At 68.4% G+C, this 8,423-nt stretch carries 8 protein-coding genes, 1 tRNA gene and 1 pseudogene; 5 read left to right on the top strand and 5 right to left on the bottom strand.

Going from position 1 to position 8,423, the window contains the following annotated elements; all coding sequences use genetic code 11:
• Positions 1-138: 138 nt before the first annotated feature.
• Complete coding sequence (locus ELQ92_RS16135) at positions 139-1,791, bottom strand: alpha-amylase family protein (RefSeq protein WP_128496380.1); 1,653 nt, start codon at positions 1,789-1,791, stop codon at positions 139-141.
• On the bottom strand, positions 1,788-2,759 hold the full coding sequence (locus tag ELQ92_RS16130; protein WP_128500318.1) for a TIGR03885 family FMN-dependent LLM class oxidoreductase: 972 nt from the start codon (positions 2,757-2,759) through the stop codon (positions 1,788-1,790). Before ELQ92_RS16130 ends, ELQ92_RS16135 begins: the two co-directional genes overlap by 4 nt.
• 137 nt (positions 2,760-2,896) lie before the next feature.
• On the opposite strand from ELQ92_RS16130, the gene ELQ92_RS16125 reads away from it, so the two are divergent.
• Complete coding sequence (locus tag ELQ92_RS16125; RefSeq protein ID WP_128496378.1) at positions 2,897-3,799, top strand: NUDIX domain-containing protein; 903 nt, start codon at positions 2,897-2,899, stop codon at positions 3,797-3,799.
• Between the two features lie 148 nt (positions 3,800-3,947).
• Here the strand turns inward: ELQ92_RS16125 and ELQ92_RS16120 are convergent, their stop codons facing one another.
• A complete protein-coding gene (locus ELQ92_RS16120; RefSeq protein WP_128500317.1) occupies positions 3,948-4,691 on the bottom strand; it encodes an Atu4866 domain-containing protein in 744 nt (247 codons plus the stop codon).
• A 204-nt stretch (positions 4,692-4,895) separates the two neighbouring features.
• Here ELQ92_RS16120 and ELQ92_RS16115 point away from each other — a divergent pair, with 204 nt between their 5' ends.
• The 4 genes and pseudogenes from ELQ92_RS16115 (at position 4,896) to ELQ92_RS16105 (ending at position 6,718) form a co-directional block, all read left to right on the top strand.
• Entirely contained in the window at positions 4,896-5,744 is an 849-nt protein-coding gene (locus tag ELQ92_RS16115) for a helix-turn-helix domain-containing protein (protein ID WP_128500316.1), read from the top strand.
• A gap of 41 nt (positions 5,745-5,785) precedes the next feature.
• A pseudogene (locus tag ELQ92_RS16830) lies at positions 5,786-5,968 on the top strand (hypothetical protein); the annotation flags it as partial.
• 71 nt (positions 5,969-6,039) lie between these two features.
• A complete protein-coding gene (locus ELQ92_RS16675) occupies positions 6,040-6,495 on the top strand; it encodes an SDR family oxidoreductase (RefSeq protein ID WP_243695086.1) in 456 nt (151 codons plus the stop codon).
• Between the two features lie 149 nt (positions 6,496-6,644).
• Positions 6,645-6,718: transfer RNA gene (locus ELQ92_RS16105), tRNA-Pro, on the top strand.
• A gap of 155 nt (positions 6,719-6,873) precedes the next feature.
• On the opposite strand, the gene ELQ92_RS16100 is transcribed toward ELQ92_RS16105, so the two are convergent.
• Positions 6,874-7,629: a tyrosine-type recombinase/integrase gene (locus tag ELQ92_RS16100; RefSeq protein WP_243695087.1), complete on the bottom strand. Its 756-nt coding sequence runs from the start codon at positions 7,627-7,629 to the stop codon at positions 6,874-6,876.
• A 45-nt stretch (positions 7,630-7,674) separates the two neighbouring features.
• Positions 7,675-8,382, bottom strand: a complete 708-nt coding sequence (locus ELQ92_RS16095; RefSeq protein WP_128496375.1) for an IclR family transcriptional regulator — start codon at positions 8,380-8,382, stop codon at positions 7,675-7,677.
• Between the last annotated feature and the right edge of the window lie 41 nt (positions 8,383-8,423).

Here is an 8,423-nt window from a genome sequence, read left to right as displayed (position 1 = left end):
CGGAAAGCGCACCCTCGCGGGCGTCTTCACCGCCTGACCGCTCTCACCCCGCGCCACCCCCTTCGCCCATTTGCGTACGCAACGGACATCGGCGGGTGCGATGACACCCGTTGCGTACGCAATCGGGGCTGACGAGGACTATGTGAGGCGCTTGTCGCCCGGGCGGACGACGCGGAACCACCGGTGACCGTAACCGTCGAGCGGCACCTCGAGCTGGCCCTTCCCGTCGGGCTGGAGGACATGGTCGTGGAACAGGTCGACGACGCGGGACTCCGGCTCGATCCGCTCCAGGGTGATCGGAACAGTGTGCGCCTCGGAGCCGAGGTTGTGCAGGGCGACGAGGTGCCCCGTGTCCGTGCGCAACGAGTGAGCGAGCACCGCGTCGTGCGGCTGCTCGAGCAGCGCGAACTCACCCCAGCCGATCTCCGGCGAGTTCCGATACGCCTGGACGAGCGTGCGGATGAACGTGAAGAGGGACGAGTCGGCATGACGCTGTTGCGCGGCGTTGACATACTCGGGGCCGAAGCCGCCCTCGGTGACCGCCGTGACGAGCTTCCGCTTCGGTGCGGACGAGAACCCACCGTTCTCCTGATCGGACCACTGCATGGGGGAGCGCACCGACTCGCGGCCCGAGAGGTCGAGGTTCTCACCCATCCCGATCTCCTCGCCGTAATACAGCACGGGCGCGCCCGGCAAGGAGAAGATGAGGCTGTAGACCATCGCGAGGCGGCGTGGGTCGCTGTCGATGAGCGGGGGGAGACGGCGCCGGATGCCGCGCCCGTGGAGTCGCATCGATTCCTCGGGAGCGAACTTCTCGAAGACGAACTGACGTTCCTCCTCACTCAGCTGGTTGAGGTTCAGCTCGTCGTGATTACGCACGAAGTTGCCCCACTGATTGCTGGATGCGAGGACCGGGCGGGACTGCAGTGACGTCGCGATCGGGCGGGCGTCCTCGCGAGCGAGCGCGAGGTAGAGCGCCTGGTTCGTGACGAAGTCGAACTGCATCGTGAGCCCGTCACCGTCCTCGGCGCCGAAGAAGCCGAACTGCTCATGGTGCGGCAGATTGACTTCGCCCAGGAGCATTCCGGTGCCGCTGCGGCGACCCACGTAGCGGCGGACCGTTCGCAGGAAGTCGTACGGGTCGTCGGGGGTGTCGTCGTCGAGCAGGTAAGGCACTGCATCGACACGGAATCCGTCGACGCCCAGTTGGAACCAGAAGCCGATGATCTTCGCGATCTCGTCGCGCACCACCGGGTTCGCGGTGTTGAGGTCGGGCTGGTGCCGGTAGAAGGAGTGGCGATAGTACTGGCCCGACTTCTCGTCGAGGAACCACGTGCCGTCCTCGGTATCGGGGAAGGCATTCTCCTTCTGATTCTTGGGTGGGGTATCGCGCCAGCGGTAGTAGTCGCGATACGGGTTGTCCTTCCCCTTGAGCGCCTCCCTGAACCACGGGTGCTGGTCGGAGGTGTGGTTGACGACGAGGTCGACGATGATGCGGATCCCGCGGTCCTTCGCCGTCCGGAACACCTCGACGACGTCTCCGAGATGTCCGTAGCGCGGGTCGACGCCGTAGTAGTCGGTGATGTCGTAGCCGTTGTCCTTCTGGGGCGACGGGTAGAAGGGGGCGAGCCAGAGGCACGTGACACCGAGCTCCGCGAGATAGTCGATGCGATGGGCGAGCCCTTCGAAGTCGCCGACGCCGTCGTCGTTCCAGTCGAGGTAGGTTTCGACGTCGAGGTTGTAGACGACCGCGGTCTTCCACCACAGGTCGCTCGTGTCCGTGACCTTCATGCGGTCACCTCCACGTTCAGGTTCGGGAAGACGTCGTTCGACATCATCTCCAGGAAGTGGGCGTGCTCGGTGCCGACGTTGTGGAGGTAGATGCGGTCCGCGCCGCAGCTCTCGAGCATCGCGAGGTGCTCGAGGAGCGGGCCCGGCTCGGCGGTGATGAAGACGGACTTCGCGACGTCGTCGGGCGTCACGTAGCGCGATACCTCGTCGAACGCCTCGGGTGTCTCGAGGTCCCAGCAGACGGGCGGGTTGAAGATGTTCGACGCCCACTGGTCGTACGCCTCGGCGAGCGCGGCGTCGTGTGTGGGTGCGACGCTCAAGTGTGTCTGCACCGTGACCTCGCCGGTGCCGCCGTTCTCGCGGTAGGCACCGATGACCTGCTTGAGCTTCTCCTCGGGCTGGGCGATCGTCGCCATGCCGTCGGCCCATGAGGCGACCCACCCGGACGTCTGGTGCGTGACCGCGGTGCCGATGAGGAGCGGCTGGACTTCGGGGAGGGACCAGACGCGCGCTCGGTCCACGGTGACGTGGCCGCGGTGCGAGACCTCCTCGCCGCGGAGCAGCGCCCGGATGATCGTGACGCACTCGAGCAGCCGCTCGTTGCGCTCGGGCTTCGACGGCCAGCGGTCGCCGGTGACGTGCTCGTTCATGGCCTCGCCGCTGCCGAGAGCCGTCCAGAACCGGCCCGGGTACATCTGACCGAGGGTCGCGATCGCCTGGGCGATGATGACGGGGTGGTAGCGCTGTCCCGGCGCGTTCACGACGCCGAAGCTCATATCGGTGCTCTCGAGGGCGGCGCCGAGCCACGACCAGGCGAAGCCCGATTCCCCTTGCCGCTCGCTCCAGGGGGCGAGGTGGTCGGAGCACATCGCGGCGGTGAAGCCGGCCTGTTCGGCCTTCTTGGCCCAGTCGAGCATCGCCCGCGGGCCGATCTCCTCGTGGGAACAGTGGAATCCGTACGTCGTCATGCTCGGCGCTCCAAGGGGTCGGGGACGGCGGTTCCTTCGACCCTCTCGCGGATCGCCCGCCGCGGCGAGGGGTTGCGGCTCGTCATGCGCGGACATCGGGTGAGCGGCGCGGGCGTATTCATGAAAAACTGACACGGATGGTATCCGGTCCAGTAGACAGTCCGCCGCGGCGCGGTTCCTCCGACAGCGGCGATGGCTGGGTCGAGGGGCCCGACGGGCGACGGTTCTGGGGTCTCTTCGGAGCGGCCGGTCTCCTCGCGCTCGACCCCGAGCGCGGCATCCTCCTGCAGCACCGGGCCGTGTGGTCTCACTTCGGCGGGACGTGGGGACTTCCGGGCGGCGCGCGCCATCAGGGCGAGTCGGCGCTCGAGGGGGCCCTGCGAGAGGCGACCGAGGAGGCCGGAGTCCCCGACGGAGCGGTGCGGCCCCGGTTCGCGAGCGTTCTCGACCTGGGGTACTGGTCGTACGCGACGGTGCTCGTCGACGTGCTCGAACCGTTCGATGCGCGCGCGACGGACCCTGAGAGCATCGAACTCAAGTGGGTGGCGCTCGCCGATGTCGACGCGCTGCCCCTCCACCCGGGATTCGAGGCGGCGTGGCCGGCGCTCCGGGAGTCGCTCACGCGACGGGCCGTCGTGATTGTCGACGCCGCGAACGTCGTGGGATCGCGACCCGACGGCTGGTGGAAGGATCGGGCGGGCGCCGCGGAGCGGCTCATCGCCGCCGTCGCGCCACTCGCTGCGGAAGGCGTTCCCGCTCCCGCATTCGATCTGCCCGAGTCGTGGTGGTGGCCGGAGTTCGTGGTCGTCCTCGAGGGGGAGGGGCGGGACGCGACTGGGCCCGATACGTCCGGCGTCACGGTCGCGCGCGCAGAGGGCAGCGGCGACGACGCCGTCGTCGAGCAGGTCGAGCGCGCATTCGACGCGGGTGCCGAGCACGTCGTCGTCGTGACCGCGGATCGTGGCCTTTCCGACCGCGTCGAGCGGATGGGAGCCGGCTTCACCGGCCCCCGCGTCCTGCTCGAGCTCAGCGGCTACTGATCCGCGACTTTCCCCTCGCAGTTTCGCCCGGCGATCGCCCGGCCGGCCGCCTCCGTTCGGGGAGCGCTACGCGCTTCGCCGACCGCCACAGCTGTTCGTGTAGCGGTCGGCGAATCACGTAGCGCTCGGCCTGTCGCGCTGCCCGGTCTCAGCGGCGGTGGAGGATGTACGGACCGTGGTGCAGGACGCCGTCGATGAACTCCCCGAAGGCCCAGAATCCGAGGTCATCGAGGTAGTCGATGCGGTCCCCGTCGATCCAGAACGAGCCCTGGAAGGCGTGGGGCCGCCCGCCGCGAGTCTCGTCGTACCGGCCGTCGGCGGTGAGTTCCTGGTAGAGGAAATCGTCCTCGTCGATCCACATGCCGACGTAGGGGCTCGCCGAGGGGGCGACGACTCCCGACCGCGACGTATCGGGTCGCGTCGGAGCCGCAGTAGTGCACTCGCCGTTCCAGTGCACGACGGCGCCGTCGACGACGATCGCCGCGACGGACTCGGGCTGTCCGAGGATGAGTGCGACCGCTGACGCGGCGTCGGGAGCGAGCTCGGCGGGCACCACGGCGAAGTTCGCCGCGTTCCCCGGCCAGAGCGACCCCAGGTCCGAGGAGCGCTCGGCGTTGAGCCCGAGGGCGGCGCGCGCGTCGACGATCACCGGCACGATGACCATCCCGGTGCAGTCGATGACGAGGGCGTTGTCGTCTCCCGCGGCCGTCTCGATCCCCGGTCCCGTTCCGACGATGAAGCCCGGGCCGAGGAGGATGTCGCCGGACTCCATGTCCCCGACGAGCGAGTCGAAGAGGTGGATCCGCGCTCGAGTGAAGAGGAGCGGTTGGGTGTAGTCCGTGGAGTTCTCCATGATCCGCTCGAGGAGCTCCGGAGTGAATGTGTTCGACATGATGGGTTCCCTTTCCGGTCCCCGGAGTCGGGGGCCGTGACCAAGACTGCGAGAGGGGCACGCCGACAGACAGGCCGCGATGCACCCCGGCGGCCGGCGACGCGGGAGGAACCGCGATGCCTCGCTCGCGCGCGGGACTCCTGTCCGCATGGCAGGGTGCGGCCCACCCTGCCTCGGTTGCGATGTGCACGGCAGACTGGGGCCATGACGACGAGTGACCTGGGCGCTTTCCTCACCGCACGCCGCGCTGCTCTCGCTCCGGACGACGTGGGTGTGCGCTGGAGCGGAGTCCGACGCGTACCCGGGCTGCGGCGCGAAGAGGTGGCGCTCCTCGCCGGCGTGAGTGTCGACTACTACGCCCGGCTCGAGCAAGGACGTGAACGCCACCCCTCGCTCTCGGTGCTCGACGCCCTCTGCCGCGCTCTCGACCTCGACGAGGATGCGCGCGGTCACCTCTTGCGTCTCGCGGACGTCGCACCGGGTTCGACGGCGCCGGCTCCCGGGACGGAGCGTGTCGACCCGTCGCTGCTCGCGGTGATGGACGCGTGGCCGGACACACCCGCTTTCGTGTTCAATCGGCGTCTCGACATCCTGGCGTGCAACGCCCTGGCCGGAGCCCTCTACTCGGACTTCGAGCGGGTGGACAATCTGGCGCGGATGATCTTCCTCGACCCGGTGGGCGCGGTCTTCTTCGCGGATTGGCGTCGTTCGGCGGAGTCGAGCGTCGCGAACCTCCGGCTCGCCCTCGGCTTCGACGCACACGACGCCGCGACACTGGTGCTCGTCGACGAGCTCGCGGCGGGAAGCGGGGCGTTCGCGGATCTGTGGTCCGGGAACGATGCGCGCGGGAAGACGCGTGAGGCGAAGACGTTCGTGCACTCGGACGTCGGGCCGATGACCCTCGAGTTCAACGCCTTCGATGTGCGAAGCGCTCCCGGCCAGCAGCTCATCGTGTATCGGGCGGAGCCGGGGTCGCCGAGCGATCATGCGCTCAAGATGCTCGGCTCACTCGACGCGACGTCGCGCGTGTACGGGTCGGAGGCCCGGGGCTGATGCTGGGCGGAACTGAAGCGTGCCCCTGAACGGACGCGCAGCTGCGGTCAGGAGAGCGGCCACCGCGCGGGCATGAGTGCGCGGAAGAGGGTGATCTCCACCCCATCGAGGACACGACTCTCGAGGGCTACGAGAGGGTCATCTCGATCACCTCGACGGGCGCGTTCCTCGGGCAGGAGGCCGCGAGCGCTGCGCTCCACGCCGACGGCGGAGGAGCGGTCGTGAACGTCTCCTCGATGTTCGGCATCGTGGGCGGCTTCGGAGGCGGGCCCGGCTACGCGGCGCGAAGGGCGCCGTGCGCACTCTCACGAAGAACACCGCCCTCGGCTGGGCGACGAAGGGCGTGCGCGTCCACTCGGTACACCCCGGCTTCATCGACCCCCCGATCCTCGGCGACCCCGACCGCTCGATGCTCGTCGACACGACGCCGATGGGTCACATCGGCCAGCCCGAGGAGATCGCGGCGGCCATCGCCTTCCTCACGAGCGACGACGCCTCCTTCATGAGGGGCGCCGAGCTCGTCGACGGCGGCTACATCGCCCGCCGACCCGGCGGCCTCCCCTCCTCGGCATTTGCGCACGCAACGGACAACCGCGGCCGTAATCTCACCCGCGGTTGTCCGTTGCGTACGCAGTTGCGACGAGGATCGCGGGTGAGCGGGACGGTGGCCCTCGTGTCGTGCGCGAGCCGCGGAGTCCGCTACGATGGACGAGTTGTCCTCACGGCAACGGGCTGTGGCGCAGCTCGGTAGCGCACTTGACTGGGGGTCAGGTGAGTTGGAGCGGCAAGATGGCTCGAAAACTAAACAACGGGATGTGGCGCAGCTTGGTAGCGCACTTGACTGGGGGATAAGGGGTCTACCCCGCTTTGGTCGGCCCGAACAACTGAAAATGAATGCCACGGGCTGTGGCGCAGCTTGGTAGCGCACCTGACTGGGGGTCAGGGGGTCGCAGGTTCAAATCCTGTCAGCCCGACGTAAAAGCCCTGGTGAGAGTAGGTTTCTCACCGGGGCTTCATCATGTCCAAGGGTCGTCTTCTGTGGTCCCCCTCTGGTCCCCCCGGCGTAGTGCGGGACGACCGCCTGTGGGTGGTTGGACCGCCTCGAACCCGCTTCCCGTGGATAAGGGGACTAAAAGGGGACCAGAACGCTTCCGACAGCATTCCCTCGACCTCGGAACGCATCACAGGCTCCTGGCCGCTGGCCGGCCGCGGAGAGGAAGGCGTTGGCCTGCTCGGCGGCGGAGGCGAGGTGGCGGTCGTCGGGGTGGAGGTAGCCGCGGGTGGTTTCCATCGAGGCGTGGCCGAGGATGTCTTGGAGGACGTGCAGCGGGATGCCGGCGTCGGCCATCCAGGTGGCCCCGGTGTGGCGAAGGCCATGTCGGGTGAGGTCGGGCAGTCCGAGCTTCGCGACGATGCCGTCCCAGTTGGTGGCGTCGCGGACGGTCGCGGTGGTGAGGTAACCGCCTTTCGGGCCGACCAGCAGGGAATCGTCTGGCTGCTTGCCTGCGGTGAGGCGTTCCAATACCGGACGGAGAGGTTCCAGGATCGGCACCCGGCGCTCTTTGCGGCTCTTGGTCGGCTTGGTCACCAAGCCGCCCTTGCCGGGGAAGACCTGCCGCCGGATCACGACGAGGTTCTTGCCGAACTCAACGTCCCCGACCTGGAGCCCGGACACCTCCGAGGACCGTGCGGCGAGCAGGGCGGCGAGCATCACGAAGTCGCTGTAGGACTGGTGCACCTTGCCGCACGCCCTGGCGAGCCGGTTGAGGGTCTTCATGTCCGGGATTGCGTGCGCCCGCGGGGAGGACTGCTCGGCCGACTGTCCGCGGAAGGTGTTGCGGTTCAGGCTCCGCTTGGCGCGGTTCTTGGCGGGGTTGATCAGCACCAAGTGGAGAAAGCAACGTTTCAGCCCCCGTAAGGCTCCGGGAGGTCAAGGGGTGGGGTCGGTGAGCGCCTGCTCGATGCGGGCCGCGGAACTCTTGAGCTCGGCCGCGGCGTCGGGGAGCGACATCCGCCCGGCAGGTGCGATCACGCTGAGCGCCCCGAGGCACCAGTCGCCGCGCATCACGGGCACGGCGATCGCTTCGACGTCATCGCCCATCCACGACTTGTTGCGCACCTCGCCGTGCCCGGTGCGCTCGACCTCGGCGATGAGTTGCTCGTGCTGGGGCGTCCGTAGCGCCTGCGCCCGCCGGTCGTAGGCCAGCAACACCTGCCCCGATGCGGACACGAGAGAGAGGTAGCGCTCCGGGTTGCGATGGATCAGCGAGCGCCGGGGCTCGCGCCGCTCGATGATCACCGCCTCCTCGCCGTGCAGCACCGCGAACGAGATCGGCTCCTTTAGCACGTCGACGAGCTCGTCCATCGCGTCGGTGATCGGATGTGGCAGGAAGTCGAGCTCGACGATCGACCGGGCGAACAGCACCGCGCCGCTGCCCGGACGGTACCGGCGCTCCTGATCCTGCTCCACCCACCCGGTTCGGCTGAGGCTCGTCAGATACTGGTGCGTCGCCGCACGGCTCCAGCCCAGTGCCTCGGCAATGCTCCCCAGGGACGCGGGCTGCGCGCCAAAGCGGCTCAAGACCTCCAAGACCTCGATCGTTTTCAGTGCTGTCTGCAGGATCGGCGTTCCGGCCATCGTCGCGTCTCCTTCTTCGGCCGATGTCGTCTGCGTGTTTC

Origin of the sequence: Labedella populi (assembly GCF_004078655.1) — a bacterium.
Taxonomy (GTDB): Bacteria; Actinomycetota; Actinomycetes; order Actinomycetales; family Microbacteriaceae; genus Labedella; species Labedella populi.
The sequence above is the reverse complement of the archived record's forward strand: the minus strand, read 5'-3'. Positions and strand labels throughout refer to the sequence as shown.

Coding starts and splice junctions, on each gene's coding strand:
- ELQ92_RS16135 (WP_128496380.1), bottom strand. CDS start 1,791: ATGAAGGTCACGGACACGAGCGACCTGTGGTGGAAGACCGCGGTCGTC.
- ELQ92_RS16130 (WP_128500318.1), bottom strand. CDS start 2,759: ATGACGACGTACGGATTCCACTGTTCCCACGAGGAGATCGGCCCGCGG.
- ELQ92_RS16125 (WP_128496378.1), top strand. CDS start 2,897: ATGGTATCCGGTCCAGTAGACAGTCCGCCGCGGCGCGGTTCCTCCGAC.
- ELQ92_RS16120 (WP_128500317.1), bottom strand. CDS start 4,691: ATGTCGAACACATTCACTCCGGAGCTCCTCGAGCGGATCATGGAGAAC.
- ELQ92_RS16115 (WP_128500316.1), top strand. CDS start 4,896: ATGACGACGAGTGACCTGGGCGCTTTCCTCACCGCACGCCGCGCTGCT.
- ELQ92_RS16095 (WP_128496375.1), bottom strand. CDS start 8,382: ATGGCCGGAACGCCGATCCTGCAGACAGCACTGAAAACGATCGAGGTC.